Origin of the sequence: Bacillus sp. BB51/4 (assembly GCF_008368845.1) — a bacterium.
Lineage (GTDB): Bacteria > Bacillota > Bacilli > Bacillales > Bacillaceae_G > Bacillus_A > Bacillus_A wiedmannii.
The window spans coordinates 526,005-541,754 of sequence record NZ_QOSC01000009.1 but is presented as its reverse complement, the minus strand read 5'-3'; the positions used below and the strand labels follow the sequence as shown (position 1 = coordinate 541,754).

18 protein-coding genes are annotated in these 15,750 nt (G+C 34.9%); 14 read left to right on the top strand and 4 right to left on the bottom strand.

What is annotated here, in order from left to right; all coding sequences use genetic code 11:
* Positions 1-50 precede the first annotated feature (50 nt).
* Together DN392_RS14030 and DN392_RS14025 are read left to right on the top strand one after the other, a co-directional pair.
* The gene (locus DN392_RS14030; RefSeq protein WP_000412753.1) at positions 51-989 is read left to right on the top strand and encodes a ring-cleaving dioxygenase; all 939 of its coding nucleotides are present in this window, start codon (positions 51-53) and stop codon (positions 987-989) included.
* A gap of 24 nt (positions 990-1,013) precedes the next feature.
* Entirely contained in the window at positions 1,014-1,625 is a 612-nt protein-coding gene (locus tag DN392_RS14025) for an alpha/beta hydrolase (RefSeq protein WP_000975462.1), read from the top strand.
* A 47-nt stretch (positions 1,626-1,672) separates the two neighbouring features.
* Here the strand turns inward: DN392_RS14025 and DN392_RS14020 are convergent, their stop codons facing one another.
* On the bottom strand, positions 1,673-3,205 hold the full coding sequence (locus DN392_RS14020; protein ID WP_048565880.1) for a BA3702 family sensor histidine kinase: 1,533 nt from the start codon (positions 3,203-3,205) through the stop codon (positions 1,673-1,675).
* A 235-nt stretch (positions 3,206-3,440) separates the two neighbouring features.
* Between DN392_RS14020 and DN392_RS14015 the strand changes: the two genes are divergently transcribed.
* On the top strand, positions 3,441-3,812 hold the full coding sequence (locus DN392_RS14015) for a VOC family protein (RefSeq protein ID WP_001246939.1): 372 nt from the start codon (positions 3,441-3,443) through the stop codon (positions 3,810-3,812).
* Positions 3,813-3,832: 20 nt separating this feature from the next.
* Here the strand turns inward: DN392_RS14015 and DN392_RS14010 are convergent, their stop codons facing one another.
* The gene (locus DN392_RS14010) at positions 3,833-4,642 is read right to left on the bottom strand and encodes a YitT family protein (RefSeq protein ID WP_000251343.1); all 810 of its coding nucleotides are present in this window, start codon (positions 4,640-4,642) and stop codon (positions 3,833-3,835) included.
* A gap of 144 nt (positions 4,643-4,786) precedes the next feature.
* Between DN392_RS14010 and DN392_RS14005 the strand changes: the two genes are divergently transcribed.
* The 3 genes from DN392_RS14005 to DN392_RS13995 are packed head-to-tail and all read left to right on the top strand — an operon-like array spanning position 4,787 to position 6,327.
* Positions 4,787-5,590 (top strand): protein phosphatase 2C domain-containing protein, encoded by an 804-nt coding sequence (locus DN392_RS14005; protein ID WP_064057583.1) that lies wholly within the window; start codon positions 4,787-4,789, stop codon positions 5,588-5,590.
* 15 nt (positions 5,591-5,605) lie between these two features.
* Positions 5,606-6,058, top strand: coding sequence for a peptidoglycan recognition protein family protein (locus DN392_RS14000; protein ID WP_000402951.1), 453 nt, complete (start codon positions 5,606-5,608; stop codon positions 6,056-6,058).
* Positions 6,059-6,075: 17 nt separating this feature from the next.
* Complete coding sequence (locus DN392_RS13995) at positions 6,076-6,327, top strand: DUF2164 domain-containing protein (RefSeq protein WP_001983516.1); 252 nt, start codon at positions 6,076-6,078, stop codon at positions 6,325-6,327.
* Between the two features lie 22 nt (positions 6,328-6,349).
* On the opposite strand, the gene DN392_RS13990 is transcribed toward DN392_RS13995, so the two are convergent.
* Positions 6,350-6,562, bottom strand: a complete 213-nt coding sequence (locus tag DN392_RS13990; protein ID WP_000160411.1) for a CsbD family protein — start codon at positions 6,560-6,562, stop codon at positions 6,350-6,352.
* Between the two features lie 171 nt (positions 6,563-6,733).
* Positions 6,734-7,546 (bottom strand): GNAT family N-acetyltransferase, encoded by an 813-nt coding sequence (locus tag DN392_RS13985; RefSeq protein WP_000104263.1) that lies wholly within the window; start codon positions 7,544-7,546, stop codon positions 6,734-6,736.
* A gap of 152 nt (positions 7,547-7,698) precedes the next feature.
* Between DN392_RS13985 and DN392_RS13980 the strand changes: the two genes are divergently transcribed.
* The 8 genes from DN392_RS13980 (at position 7,699) to DN392_RS13945 (ending at position 15,743) form a co-directional block, all read left to right on the top strand.
* The gene (locus DN392_RS13980) at positions 7,699-7,902 is read left to right on the top strand and encodes a hypothetical protein (RefSeq protein WP_000810209.1); all 204 of its coding nucleotides are present in this window, start codon (positions 7,699-7,701) and stop codon (positions 7,900-7,902) included.
* 442 nt (positions 7,903-8,344) lie between these two features.
* Positions 8,345-9,133 carry a helix-turn-helix domain-containing protein gene (locus DN392_RS13975; protein ID WP_000505630.1) on the top strand — a complete coding sequence of 263 codons (789 nt, stop codon included), beginning with the start codon at positions 8,345-8,347 and terminating at the stop codon, positions 9,131-9,133.
* 45 nt (positions 9,134-9,178) lie between these two features.
* Positions 9,179-10,030 (top strand): ABC transporter ATP-binding protein, encoded by an 852-nt coding sequence (locus DN392_RS13970; RefSeq protein WP_088321571.1) that lies wholly within the window; start codon positions 9,179-9,181, stop codon positions 10,028-10,030.
* Positions 10,031-10,681 (top strand): ABC-2 transporter permease, encoded by a 651-nt coding sequence (locus DN392_RS13965; RefSeq protein ID WP_088321570.1) that lies wholly within the window; start codon positions 10,031-10,033, stop codon positions 10,679-10,681.
* 136 nt (positions 10,682-10,817) lie between these two features.
* On the top strand, positions 10,818-12,431 hold the full coding sequence (locus DN392_RS13960) for a long-chain fatty acid--CoA ligase (RefSeq protein WP_064057581.1): 1,614 nt from the start codon (positions 10,818-10,820) through the stop codon (positions 12,429-12,431).
* A 123-nt stretch (positions 12,432-12,554) separates the two neighbouring features.
* Positions 12,555-13,130: a biotin transporter BioY gene (locus DN392_RS13955; protein WP_001093322.1), complete on the top strand. Its 576-nt coding sequence runs from the start codon at positions 12,555-12,557 to the stop codon at positions 13,128-13,130.
* Positions 13,131-13,195: 65 nt separating this feature from the next.
* Complete coding sequence (locus tag DN392_RS13950) at positions 13,196-14,659, top strand: acyl-CoA synthetase (protein WP_088321569.1); 1,464 nt, start codon at positions 13,196-13,198, stop codon at positions 14,657-14,659.
* A complete protein-coding gene (locus DN392_RS13945; protein ID WP_001077975.1) occupies positions 14,652-15,743 on the top strand; it encodes an acetyl-CoA C-acyltransferase in 1,092 nt (363 codons plus the stop codon). Before DN392_RS13950 ends, DN392_RS13945 begins: the two co-directional genes overlap by 8 nt.
* Positions 15,744-15,750 lie beyond the last annotated feature (7 nt).

Below are 15,750 nucleotides of genomic sequence, written 5' to 3'. Positions count from 1 at the left end.
AATTTTAATGTATAAAAGTTTTTAAAATGAAATAAAAAGGGGCGGAGAAAATGGAAAAGAAAACAATGGGAATTCATCACATGACAGCAATCGTAGGACACCCACAAGAAAATGTAGATTTTTATGCTGGTGTGTTAGGTTTACGTTTAGTGAAACAAACAGTGAATTTTGATGATCCAGGCACGTACCATCTTTATTTTGGTAATGAAGGAGGAAAGCCTGGAACAATTATTACGTTTTTCCCATGGGCAGGTGCTCGTGAAGGAATTATTGGTGACGGTCAAGTAGGCATTACGTCTTATGTTGTACCAAAGGGCGCAATGGAGTTTTGGGAAAATAGATTAGAAAAATTCGATATTTCGTATACAAAAATGACTCGATTTGAAGAGCAGTATTTAGAATTTGATGATCCACATGGTTTGCATATAGAATTAGTAGAAAGAGAAGAAGGCGAATTAAATAATTGGACTTTTGGAGAAGTTACGCCAGAAGTAGCAATTAAAGGATTTGGCGGTGCTGTTCTTTTATCTGCACAACCTCAAAAAACAGCTGAATTGTTAGAGCATGTTATGGGTCTTGAGAAACTTGGAGAAGAAGGTGAATTCGTTCGATTCCGTTCTTCTGCTGATATTGGGAATATTATTGACTTGAGGCTATCGACAATCGGGCGTGGCCAAATGGGTGTTGGTACAGTCCACCATATTGCTTGGAGAGCGACTAACGATGATGATCAACTCGACTGGAAAGAGCATGTGTCTCGTTTTGGATACCACGTAACTCCTGTACAAGATCGAAATTATTTTAACGCAATTTATTTTAGAGAACATGGGGAAATTTTATTTGAAATTGCAACAGACCCTCCTGGTTTCGCTCATGACGAATCGTTAGAGACGATGGGTGAGGAATTAAAGTTACCAGAGCAATATGAACCACATAGAAAACAAATTGAACAAACACTTTTACCATTTGAAGTGAGAAATTTAGATTAAAGTGATTGAAAGGGGAAAAGGATTATGATGAAACATGTTTTTCAAAAAGGAAAAGATACGTCAAAACCAGTGTTGTTATTACTTCATGGTACAGGAGGTAATGAATTAGATTTATTACCACTTGCAGAAATAATTGATCCAGAAGCATCTGTATTAAGTGTTAGGGGAAATGTATTAGAACAAGGCATGCCACGTTTCTTCCGCCGATTAGCAGAAGGTATTTTTGATGAAGAGGATTTGATTTTCCGTACGAAGGAATTAAATGAGTTTTTAGATGAAGCTGCAAAAACATATGAATTTGATAGAAATAATATTGTAGCTATCGGTTATTCAAATGGAGCAAACATTGCTGCAAGCTTATTATTCCATTACGAAAATGCATTAAAAGGTGCTGTCCTTCATCACCCAATGGTACCTAGAAGAGGAACACAATTGCCTAATTTAGCAGGGAAATCCGTATTTATCGCTGCTGGGACAAATGACCCGATTTGTTCCTCAGCGGAGTCAGAGGAATTGAAGGTACTATTAGAGAATGCAAATGCTACTGTTACAATGCATTGGGAAAATAGAGGACATCAATTAACGATGGGTGAAGTAGAAAAAGCAAAAGAATGGTATGTCAATACAGTATTATAAAAGTAAAAAAAGAAGCATCCGCTAACAATTAGCAAATGCTTCTTTTTTTACGACTGAATTGCAAGATGAGATGAAGAAAGCGGAAGTTGAATATCAACGATCGTACCTTTATCTAACTCGCTTGAAATGTGTAATTTACCATGATGTTCTTCAATTATTTTGTAACACATCATTAATCCTAGTCCTGTTCCCTTTTCTTTTAAACTATAAAATGGTTCGCCTAAACGAGAGATACGATCTTCTGGGATACCGCAACCTTCATCGATAATACGTATTAAGATGAAAGTATCCTCTAATGGTTTTGTTTGGATGAAAATATTTCCGCCATTTGGCATTGCTTCTATCGCATTTTTTAATATGTTTATAAAAACTTGTTTTAATTGGTTACCGTCACATTGAATATCATGTGCGTAATCAAAATGATCCATAATGATATGAACGCTATGCATAATAGCAGTTGGTAAAATAAATGTGACTACCTCTTCAATTAAAGCTTGTATGTTACAAGTTTTGATTGATAATACTTGTGGTTTAGACATCGCCATAAATTGACTTGTGATAGATTCCATTTGTGAAATCTCACTTAACATAACATCGATATACCATTTTTGCTCTTCATTTATTTCAGGGAGTAGCAATGTTAGAAAACCTTTTAGAGAAGTGAGTGGATTTCGAATTTCATGGGCGATTCCAGCTGTCAGTTGTCCGACTACTGCGAGTTTTTCTGATTTTCGTAATAACTTTTCCGTTTCTTTTAGCTCGGTAACGTCTCTTCCCATTACGATAAGACCTTTTCGCGAGCCGTCAGGATGATAAAGTGGAACTTTCGATATACTTAAGATTAGGTCAAAATCATCTCTATGAATAATAAATTCCTCGCCATGAAGAATTTGTCTTTGTTGCCATGCTAGTTCGTCGACTTCTTCACAATGTAAAAAAGCCTCTCGGTACGCTTCGTTATATTGAATGAGTTCACTATCTTTTTTCCCATGGTAAGGTACATGATGGAAATTGAAACAAGAAAGTGCGTAGTCATTTGCCTCAAGCCAGCGCCCCTCATGATCCTTAAATATAACAAACGCAGGCATCGAGTTCACTAATGTACGTAACCTCTTCTCACTTTCTTTTAGCATATTCTCAATTCTTTCTGATTTTTCAAGAGGCTTCATAATAGTATATACGCCAGTTAGACGATTTTGGACAAAAATAGGAACTAGTTTTGTCACGACGTCTAATAAGAATCCATTTTTATGATAAATAGATAAAATATACTCTTGTTGATTATCCGCTTCAGTATTCTTTATATTTTGTAATACTTGCTCAGAAATATGAGCTTCTAAAATAGAGGTAATATTTTTCTGTTCTAATTCTAAAGAATTGTAACCTAATATTCTTTCGGCAGAAGGATTTATATGTAGAATAACTCCCTCTAAATTTAATGAAATAATACTATCAGGATTGTGTTCGAACAGAGATGCGTACATTTCTGTTAATGAACGATCTTGTATATGGTTTCGCAAACGTCTAGAAATGTTCGGATGACGTTTTCTTTGAGTTGATGAATATTTTTTACGACTCATAATAGTTCCTCCGTACAAATAGCATCTAAAAAGATTTGTCTATCCATAACTATAATATAGATGTAATGTGTATTTCTATAAAAAATGGAAGTTATATAATAAATTTTGTTTTCTTTATTTTGGAAAAGTGAGTGTAAGGTCGTAATAAGGGGAGCTTATATTGTTTTATAAATCTTTTGTAAGTTACAGGAGTAGGTTTTCTTTATAACATTAGGGTAGAAGAGGGGGAGAGAAAATGAGAAATTATATTCAAGGTATCGATCATGTGCAAGTAGCTGCGCCTGTAGGGTGTGAAGAAGAAGCACGAGAGTTTTACGGTAATAAAATTGGTATGGAGGAAATACCGAAGCCAGAGGAATTAAAGAAGCGTGGTGGGTGCTGGTTTAAGTGTGGAAATCAAGAGATTCATATCGGAGTTGAGAAAAACTTCAATCCAGCTAAAAAGGCGCATCCAGCTTTTTATGTTTTAAAAATTGATGAATTTAAACAAGAGTTAATAAAGCAAGGTATTGAAGTAATAGATGATCATGCACGGCCAGATGTAATTAGATTTTATGTGTCAGATCCGTTCGGAAATCGAATTGAATTTATGGAAAATAAAAACTAGGTGGAAATCCACCTAGTTTTTTAACCTTTTCGAAACAATCCTAATACTTCAACCGTTTCGGTAATGTTAACGAATGCATGAGGGTCAATTTCGGAAATTGTTAATTTCATACTTGCTAATTCTTCACGAGAAACGACGGTCATAAGTACACGTTTTTTTTCGCTGGAATAAGCACCTTCGCCATCAAGTAATGTAATTCCACGTACAACAGTTGAAAGAAGTTGTTTTTTCATTTTTTCTGCTTCATTTGTTACAATCATAAGTGTAACCTTTCGATGTTTCGTATGAATAGCATCGATGACTTTACCAGTTACATAAATGGAAAGTAAGCTTGTAAGAGCAACATCCCAAGTGAAGAAGAATCCTGCAATTATTACAACAACTGCATTTAAAACAATAAGGAATCCGCCAAGTTTAATGTCTCTTTTGCGAGATAACAACATACCGATAATATCAAATCCACCAGTTGAGCCATTACAGTTAAAAACAAGACCGATACCAGCTCCGGCAATGACACCACCAAAGATAGATGATAAAAGTGGGTCTGTTGCTACGACTTTCACTGGAACATAGTATAATGCAACAGATAATACAATAACAGAGATAACAGTGTTAAAAATTACTTTTTTTCCAAGACCTATGTATCCTAAAATAAGGATAGGTAAGTTTAATACAAAGTTAATAATACCCGTGTTTACAGGAGTTACAATCCCTAAAATAATAGCAATTCCGCCAATTCCACTACTTAATATTTTGTGGGGGATAAGGAAAAGATTAAATGCAATCGCAATAATAATAGAACCGATAATAACACCAAGAAATCTGACCATCTCTTTCCCGTCCTTCACTAAAAAATTCATATTATTTCAAGATTATATATGATATTGAAAGTTTTGGGTAAAAACAGTTTATTTCGGAAAATTAGATTAATCAAAAAAATTCGAGTATTTTATCATTTGAAAGGGGATACAGATATGAGGATAAAAACGTATCAACAGAAAAGCCCGTTGAAGCAAGAATGTGAGGATTCTTATTTTTGTAATGAAGAAAAAAAGATGTATGGTGTATGTGATGGTGCAACACCGCTCGTCCCGTTTCGTGATGAAAAGGGACATAATGGAGCATACATCGCTTCACATTTATTTGCAAGTTATTTTACTTCATTACGAGAAACTCATAGTTTACAAGTTGCCGTTGCAAAAGCAAATGAAGCATTGCAAAGCAAAATGTTAGAATATGAAGTAGACACGAGAAAGAAAGAGCATTTGTGGTGTACATGTATTGCGGCAGTTCAAATAAATGGTGAGAAAATTGAATACGCACAGTTAGGAGACTGTATGATTGTTGCAATACTTCAAAATGGAACGATGCAAGTATTAACGCAAGACACGGTTGAAGGAATTAGTAAACGAGCAAAAAAGAAGAGAGAAGAAGATCGTAAAAAAGGGTTATCTGTACCAGAAGAACATGTTTTTCAAGATGTGCAAGAACAGTTAAAATACAATCGTTATCTTGCAAATATGCAGGGCGGATATTCCGTTGCAAATGGAATGAAAGAAGCGATACATTATTTACAACATGGTGAACTACATATAGATGAAGTGAGCGGGATTTTTATTTGTTCAGACGGAGTATACCACCCAGATTGGCCACTTGAACAAACTGTTGCATATATAAGAAAGAATAGTATAAGTGAATATGTAGCAATTATTGAACAGCTAGAAGGGGAAAAGAGAATAAGACCAGATGATAAAACAATTATGATCATTGATTTGTAAGGGGAGGATGTTCGAATGGAAATTAAATGTATTAATTTAACATTTCAAGATGAATTAGTTCCTTTAGAGAAAGTTAATAAACTGATTATCCACCATACATCCGAAGATGGATGGGATGTGTATAAAACACATGAATTTCATCAAAAAGTAAGAGGGTGGAGCGGGATCGGTTACAATTATTTTATTGAAGAAGATGGAACTGTAGTTGAAGGGCGAGGTTTACATATTGGAGCACATGCGAAAGAAAATAATAGAGATACAATTGGAATATGTATGACGGGTAATTTTGATAAATATGATCCAACTTCTGCACAAATGAATGCATTGTATTCTTTATGTAAAATGTTTATGAAGCAGTTTGCTATAAAGAAAGAAAATATACTCGGTCATAGGGAGCTAGAAGGCGTTACAAAAAGTTGTCCTGGAAATCGTTTTTCTATGGTAGAGTTAAGAAACGGACTAACTTAAATATAGAGGAGTAACAAATGATGATGAATATAAAAATACCAAATGATAAAAAAGAAGAGCTTGTGGCACAAATTCAGCAATTTTTCGTTGAAGAAGATTTAGATGAAATTGGACGTTTCCAAGCAGAGCGATTAATAGAAGAAATGATTAAATTAGTAGGACCATTTGCATACAATCAAGCAATTGGAGATGCTAGAAAGCTTGTAACAGAGAAACTATCTAATATTGAAGAAGATTTGTATGTGTTAGAGAAGAGTGAAGGGAAATAAAAAAGAGCCGATGGGCTCTTTTTTATTTTTCTTTCTTGTGTTCTTGATATTCATGGACTTTTTCTTTTACATTACCAACTGTATCTTTAGCAGTGCCTTTTACTTTATCCCATTTTCCTTCAGCTTGTAATTTTTTATTGTCAGTTACTTTCCCAACAACTTCCTTTACTTCGCCTTTTACTTTATCAATGGCACCTTCTACTTTTTCTTTTAAACCATGATCATGTTTAGTCATACATTTCTCCTCCTTGTAGTTTGATTAGAATTCTCTTTTCATATTGCAAGTTGAATGATGTATCTAGTAATAGCGTAACAAATTTAGTTTGAATATTCAAATGATTAATAGGGTAGAAAAGGAATTGTCATAGAATGTATAAGATTGTAATGGAAGGAGAAAGAATGTAAATTACATGTCTTTTGCAGTCCATATGGATTTTGTATAAGCAATTTTCATATGGGCACGTTCCATATTATTTTGACTGCTGCTACCAAACCTTGCTTGCCCAACTATTAAATGACAATTGGATTCAATAGCTGTCTCAATTCTTTTTTGAATTAATGCAGTATGACAGCCTTTAAGCTGAAATTCTGGCAAAGTAGCAGAAGCAGCTAATGAAGCAACACCATTATTTATAAAGAGAACTCCTATACTAGCAGGAGTGTTTTGAATTTCAGCTATGAAAAAATGCCATCCTGGTTTATTATAAAGAATTTCGTTATTTTGGCGCACGCCATCTTTTGTAAAGGATGGCATGTTAAAACCACGTACATATATGTCAGCAAAAATATCAAACTCATTTTCTTTTAGTTTGCGTACTGAAATGTTAGAAGGAAGAAGAGATGGATCTTCTTTTGGTTTACTATATAAAGCGGTATGGAAGCTAGATTGGTAAAATCCTTTTTCAGATAAGTATTGAAATAATTCAGCTGTACCTTGTGCTGGTGTAATTTCAAAACGGCAAGGAATTTGTAGTGATTGATAATAAGAGATAATCGCATCTATCTCATCTGTATTTATAAAGGTAACGCCTTTGACTGTGTTAAAAGCAGGACCAGCAATTACTTTTGATGAAAAGGCAGTGGCACTCTCGAACTTTTTTATTTGTACTTGCATTGGATTTCCGTCCATTGCTTGTAGTAGTGCTAATCTAGAAGAAAGCATATGTATTTCTGCGTTTTCAATTTCTTGTGCGGTATTGATTGTCATAATTGTACTCATGAGATTCCCCCGTCAATAAATATATTTCATAGTACATATACGATGTTTGTTTGGAGATTCCTGTTGAAATGTAAGAGAATAAGAGGTTTTTTGGAAGGGAAATGGAAGTGGACTGTCGAAGGGAGTAGAAACAGATTAAAGGTGGTGCTCTCATGAAACAGAAAGACGTGCAGACATGCTCTAATTGTGGTTCTCAAAATATAGGAGAAGGTGAGTTTGTCGGTTATGCACAAATACGGAAAAAGGAGACGATGTTCACATCTTCACCAGTAGATGCTTATATTTGTACAGATTGCGGGAATATCCTTTTATTAAAAGTGCGACATTACGAAAAGTTTAAGCAGAAGCCGTTATGATTCTTGAGCAGTGGTTTTATTAGGGAAGTTAATAAGAGTAATATTTTACATATATATGAGTATGCCTCAGATAAAGAGATGAAAACATATACTGTACATAGTTCGTTATATGACACATAAAAATATATAGAAGAAATTGTGAGAGAATAGGAGGAAGGAGAAACAGCCCCTCTTGGAATATTTCATATTAAAAACTCCTTTAAATAAATAAGGGAGTTTTTAGTTTTTTATAACAACAATTACCTTTAATTGTTATAATTGGTTATTAGGAGAGGGTGGTTTAGTAACGCCATAATCTTAGAAGAAAAATAGCTAAATCGTATACAAAACCGCTAAATAACACAATCGCAACCGTAAGTTGACAAAGTGCAACCGCAGAAAGATAGAGATAAGGGCAATGTTTATATACAATTTAGTTAAGAAAACAAAGGGGGGCACACATATGGGATTTGGTGAAAAGCTTTTTAAATTAAGAAAGGAAAAGGGCCTTTCTCAAGAAGCGTTAGCTGAGAAATTAAACACGACAAGGCAAGCGGTTAGTAAATGGGAAAATGGTCAAGGTTTTCCTGAAACTGAAAAGTTAATAATGATTGGAAATGTATTTGAAGTATCACTCGACTATTTATTAAAAGAAACAGCTGGGCAAAGTAATGAAAATGTGGATGGCTATTACGTAAGTAAGGAAATGGCAGAAGGGTATATAGTGTATGGACAAAAAATTTCTAAATATATCGCGTTAGGATTTAGCTTGCTCATTTTATCGACAATACCGTATTTACTATTTAAGGAAAGTGCAACAATGTCGACATTTCTTGTTATTATCATTGCTGTCCTTGGAATTGGAGCGATGATGGTACCTGTAACGATAGAAGAGAGTCGATACAATGTATTGACAAAGCAAGAACTATTATTTGATCAAAACTTTCTAAAAGAATTGACAAAAAGATATGCGACTATTAAGAAGAAGTATGCGGCAGTGATGATTGTTGGATTTTGTTTTATAGCCGCAGGCGCAATCCCGTTTTTGTTTGAGAAAAAGCATATCACTTCAGGAGAATTAGTGCAGTATTATCCGTACTGTGTTGTACTTATTGCGATTGGAGTCTATCTTTTTGTTCGTGTTGTAGGAGTGTGGGAGATGTATCGAATTTTAGTAGAAAATAAAGAATATAGCAATCGTATTATTTTTAAACTAAAAAAGAAAGTGAGAGATAAAGTGGATAATTTTTAATAGGAGAAAATCAATTTTATTAAAAGTTAAGATGGGAGTGAAATGATGTCAAACATTCTAGAAATTAAAAATTTAAGTAAATCATTTGGAAGCAAAGTTGTTTTAAAAGATGTTACATTCAATGTGCCATCAGGGGCAATTGTTGGATTCATTGGTGACAATGGGGCAGGTAAATCAACAACATTTAAAACAGTACTAGAATTAATTTTTAAAGATAGCGGTACAGTAAAAATATTTGGTGAAGAAAATATAAATAAAGATGCCAAGAATAAGGGGAAGATTGGAGTCGTATTTGATGCTATGAATCTACCGGCTCATCTTACAATAAAACAACTAAATAAGGTTTTTGAAAAGATGTTTGAATCTTGGGAGAGAGAAAATTTTTACCGATTAGTTCATTCTTTCTCTTTACCTACTAATGAAAAAGTAGGTAGATTTTCCCGTGGAATGTCGATGAAACTATCTATAGTTGTTGCATTGTCGCATAATGCAAAATTATTAATTCTAGATGAAGCGACAGGAGGTCTTGATCCTTCGTCTAGGGAGGAGGTGTTAGAGGAATTAAAAAATTTTGTGAGTAAAAGTAATGGTGGTATATTACTTTCTTCTCATATTATGAGTGATGTAGAAAAAATCGCTAGCCACCTTATCGTTATAAAAGATGGAGAAATTTTATTGAATGAAGAAAAGGATAAGGTTTTGGACAATTATGCCATTGTAGATGTTAATGAGGAACAACTAACTTTAATCAACAAAGATATAGTTGTGGTGCAAAGGAATAATGGTTCTTATTTCAATGTACTTGTATCAGATGTGCATAAATTACCAAGTGGGATTGCTCATAGAACCATTTCGATAGAAGAAATAAGTGTTTTATTAACGAGGAGTGAAAAATAAATGAAAGGTTTATTATTGACAAACTTTTATCTAGTGTATCGAACTTTCTTTATGTTCATGGGAATAGCGATATTAGGAGCGGGATTTGTTTTTTATTTTGGTAATGCTTCAATGTACCGTTTAATTGCTACGTTCATTATCTTATTTGCTGCGATTCCTGCACTTGAAGTTATTAAATATGAGAGTAAGTCGGGGTATGAAAAATATGTACTTACTTTACCGGTTACTAGAAATAATATTGTACAAAGTCACTATCTTTTCTATTTTTTAGTTGTAATTATTGGTACTTTATTATCGTATGGCATATTTTATGTACATGGTTTAGTTTCAGATACACCAATTGATGATGGTATATTTAAGAGTGTTTCTTTAGGGACGTTCATCATTCTTAATGCCGGAGCAATAGCTTATCCGCTTCTCTATGTTTTTGGAGCAGAAAAATCTGATGCTATTACAATTGGAGGCGCATGTGGGGGACTTGTTACTTATTTTGGATTACAAGGTGTAATTGGATATCTAATAGAACAATTTCCAATATCAAATTTAAATTCATCTGTATACGTTTCAATTCTATATACAATATTTGGCGTTATCATATATATCTTCTCTTATTTCATTTCGGTATTTATATATCGTAAGAAGGAATTTTAATATATTTTCTCTTAGTATTTTCTGAATTATTTCCAAAGAAATAATTCAGAAAATACAGAAAAATGTCGTAATCATTTGTAGAAGTCTGTTATAATAAACAAAAAATGAAAACGTTTTAAAGGGGGATGTAACCAATATGATGATGAATGTACCGCTAACAATTAGTTCTATGATGGAAAGAGCAGAGAAACTGTTTTCGAAGAAAGAAATTGTTTCACGGACACATGATACAGTTACGACGTTAACGTATAAGCAGTTAGGTGAAAGGACGAGAAGACTTTCAAGTGCGCTAAAAAAATTAGGAATTAAAGAAGGCGAGCGTATAGGAACGTTAGCGTGGAATCATCATCGACATGTGGAAGCGTATTTTGCTATTCCTGGTATTGCTTCCGTGTTACACACAATTAATATTCGTTTATCTCCTCAACATATTTCATATATTATTCAGCACGCAGAAGATCGAATTCTACTTATAGATGAAGATCTCGTACCACTTGTTGAAAATATTCAATCACAATTATCAACTGTACAAGCCTACATTATTATGACTGATAAAGATGAACTTCCCAATACTACGCTAGAACCTGTATATCATTATGAAAAGCTATTAGAAGAAGGCGATCCAACTTTCCAATTTGTAAAAGATATTGATGAAAATACACCTGCTGGTATGTGTTATACGTCAGCGACTACAGGAAACCCAAAAGGTGTTGTATATACGCATCGTAGTACGGTGTTGCACTGTATGGCACTCGGGTTAGCGGATACGACAGCTTTATCGGAAAGTGATGCAGCAATGGCGATTGTGCCAATGTTTCATGTGAACGCTTGGGGACTTCCTTTTGCTGCTACTTGGTTTGGGGCAAAACAAGTTCTTCCGGGGCCGATGTTTACTCCGAAAATTTTATTAGAAATGATTCAATCTGAAAAAGTAACGATAGCTGCGGGTGTGCCGACAATTTGGCTCGGTGTTTTACAAGAGTTAGAAAATAATAGTTATGATTTATCTAGTATGAGTCGAATAGTATGTGGAGGTGCAGCTGCACCGAAAAGTATTATTAAAGCATTTGAACAAAAATATAATGTTCCTTTCGTGCATGCATACGGTATGACTGAAACAAGTCCAGTAGTAACATTGGCACGCTTAAAAAGTTATGAAACAGAATTATCGTATGAAGAGCAATTAGAAATCCGATCAAAACAAGGATATCTTGTCCCTGGTGTAGAGATGAAAGTAGTCGGTACAAATGGTGAAGTGAAGTGGGATGGTACGGAGATGGGAGAATTATGTTTACGAGCGCCATGGATCGCTGAAAGCTATTATAACGATGAGCGTACGGTCGAAGGTTTTCGTGATGGTTGGTTATATACAGGAGATGTTGTCACAGTCGATGAGGAAGGCTGCGTAAAGATTGTTGATCGTACGAAAGATGTTATTAAAAGCGGAGGCGAGTGGATTTCCTCTGTTGACCTTGAAAATGCTTTAATGGCACATGATGCTATATTTGAAGCGGCCGTTGTTGCAGTTCCACACCCGCAATGGCAAGAGCGTCCGGTTGCCTGCGTTGTACAAAAGGCAAATAGCACTGTTACAAAAGAAGAACTATATGAATTTTTAAAACCACAGTTTGCGAAGTGGTGGTTACCAGACGATATTGTATTTATGCAGGAAATTCCGAAAACATCTGTTGGGAAGTTTTTAAAACAGGCGCTTCGGAAAGAACTTGAGCATTTGCATAAAGAGAAATAATTGAAAAAATATTTGTAAACCTATATTTGAAATAAGTTGACAAAGACTAAATAGAAAGATAATATAACTCCTATAATATGTTACCTAAAAATCATTTTAAGTTTACAAATAGGAGAAGCAAATATGAATACAAAAAACTTAGTTTTCGTCGCTTTATTTAGTTCTATTATGGGAGTGTTAGGATTAATACCCCCAATTGCTCTTGCTATTACACCAGTTCCGATTACATTACAATCACTCGGTGTTATGCTTGCTGGTGGATTGTTAGGATCACGTCTTGGTGCGTTAAGTCAGCTTATTTTCTTACTTATAGTTGGAGTTGGAGCACCATTACTTGCTGGTGGACGCGGTGGTCCAGGCGTATTTGTTGGGCCAAGTGCAGGATATTTACTTGGTTATATCGTTGGAGCGTTTGTCATTGGTTATTTAATTGAGCGTTTACGTGAAGTTTCTATAATAAAGGTATTATGTATTAATATAATTGGTGGTATTTTCGTAGTTTATGTATTTGGTATTATTGTACAAGCTTTCTTTATGGATGTTTCTATATGGCAGACGATGAAAGTAAGTGCCGTATTTTTACCAGGTGATTGCATAAAAGCGATTATATCAGCAATTCTTGTAACGAAATTACATCGTTCATTGAAACATATTATTACGCCTGCTCTCAAGAGTGGGAAATATACAAATGCGGGATAAGAAAGAGAAGAAACACGTTCATTGCGTGTTTCTTTTTATTATTTTGTAAAGAAAGGACGTCTCAAATGGGGATTACAAAAAAATATAAAAAGTATGCCTCTTTACAAACAAATAAAATAGCAATAAAGGAAAATGATCGAGTATTAACATTTAAAGAATGGTTTGAGTCAGTATGTAAAGTAGCAAACTGGTTGAATGAAAAAGAATCGCAGAATAAAACGATAGCAATTGTATTAGAAAATAGTATGGAGTTTTTACAACTATTTGCTGGTGCTGCTATGGCCGGATGGGTTTGTGTGCCGTTAGATATAAAGTGGAAACAGAATGAGCTCAAAGAAAGAATTGCGATCAGTAATCCGGCTATGATTGTGACAGAGCGATATAAGGTAAAGGATTTACCGGATAAAGAAGGAAGAGTAATTGAAATTGATGAGTGGAAAAGAATGATAGAGAACTCTCTGCCTGCATATGCCCCTGTAAAAGATGTACAACATGCTCCGTTTTATATGGGATTTACATCAGGATCGACTGGAAAGGCAAAAGCATTTTTACGTGCACAACAATCGTGGGTTCATAGTTTTGATTGCAATATACATGACTTTCATATGAAAAAAGAAGATTCTATTTTCATAGCTGGGACGCTCGTTCATTCTCTTTTTTTATACGGCGCAATAAGTGCATTATATGTAGGGCAAACGGTGCATATTATGAGAAAGTTTATTCCAGATCAAGTACTGGAAAAGTTAGAAACAGAAAATATTTCGGTCATGTATACAGTTCCGACAATGCTAGAATCTTTATATAAAGAAAAGAGAGTAATAGAAAATGGGATGAAAATTATTTCGTCAGGAGCGAAATGGGAAGCTGAAGCGAAAGAAAAAATAAAGAGTATATTTCCTTATGCGCAAAAATATGAATTTTACGGTGCATCGGAACTAAGTTTTGTAACAGCACTTGTTGATGAAGAGAGCGATAGAAGGCCAAATTCAGTAGGAAAACCTTGTCACAATGTGCAAGTTCGAATACGTAACGAAGCAGGAGAAGGAGTACAGAAAGGCGAGATAGGAACTGTTTATGTGAAAAGTGATCAGTTTTTTATGGGCTACATATTGGATAAGGTTTTAGTTCCAGAGTTGACTACGGATGGCTGGATGACAGTGCGAGATGTAGGTTATGAAGATGAAGAAGGCTTTATATACATAGTGGGTAGAGAGAAGAACATGATTTTATTTGGAGGAATTAATATTTTTCCAGAAGAAATAGAAAGTGTATTACATGAACACCCAGCTGTTGATGAAATAGTTGTAATTGGTGTGAAAGATAGTTACTGGGGTGAAAAACCTGTCGCCATCGTAAAAGGAAGTGCTACGAGGCAACAATTAAAAAGTTTTTGCTTACAACGATTATCCTCGTTTAAAATACCGAAAGAATGGCATTTTGTAGATGAAATACCGTATACAGATAGCGGGAAAATCGCTCGTATTGCAGCAAAAAATATGATTAAACACCGGGAGAAGATATATGAATAGAGCGGTTATTGTAGAAGCAAAAAGGACACCTATTGGTAAGAAGAATGGGATGTTTAAAGATTATGAAGTTCAGCAATTAGTAACGCCGCTTCTTACGTTTTTAAGTAAAGGAATTGAGAGAGAAATAGACGATGTTATATTAGGGAATGTTGTTGGGCCGGGAGGGAATGTTGCGAGATTATCTGCTTTAGAAGCAGGACTTGGCTATCATATTCCTGGTGTAACGATTGACCGGCAATGTGGTGCCGGATTGGAAGCGATTCGCACCGCGTGTCATTTCATTCAAGGCGGGGCAGGTAATTGTTATATTGCAGGAGGAGTAGAGAGTACAAGTACATCACCTTTTCAAAATAGAGCGCGATTTTCACCAGAAACAATTGGAGATCCTAATATGGGAGTAGCGGCTGAATATGTTGCAGAGCGTTATAATATAACGCGAGAAATGCAGGACGAGTATGCTTGTCTTAGTTATAAACGGACACTGCAAGCATTAGAAAATGGATATTTACAAGATGAAATATTTTCGTTTAATGGATCCTTAGACGAAGCTATAAAACGAGAAATGAAGTATGAAAGAATGATTAAAAGAACAAAGCCTGCATTTTTACAAAATGGTACAGTAACGGCAGGCAATTCGTGCGGTGTAAATGATGGGGCATGTGCCGTTCTTGTAATGGAAGAGGGGCAAGCCCGAAAATTAGGATACAAGCCTGTTCTTCGTTTCGTTCGTAGTGCTGTAGTTGGAGTGGATCCAAATCTTCCCGGGACGGGTCCGATATTTGCGGTGAACAAATTATTAAACGAAATGAATATGAAAGTAGAGGACATTGATTATTTTGAAATAAATGAAGCATTTGCTTCAAAGGTTGTTGCTTGTGCAAAGGAGTTACAAATTCCTTTCGAAAAATTAAATGTAAATGGTGGTGCAATTGCGCTCGGTCATCCGTACGGTGCATCTGGAGCTATGCTTGTGACACGTTTGTTTTATCAAGCGAAAAGAGAGCATATGAAGTATGGAATTGCGACGTTAGGAATTGGTGGTGGAATAGGGCTTGCGCTAATATTTGAGAAAGTAGAAGACTAGCAAGGAA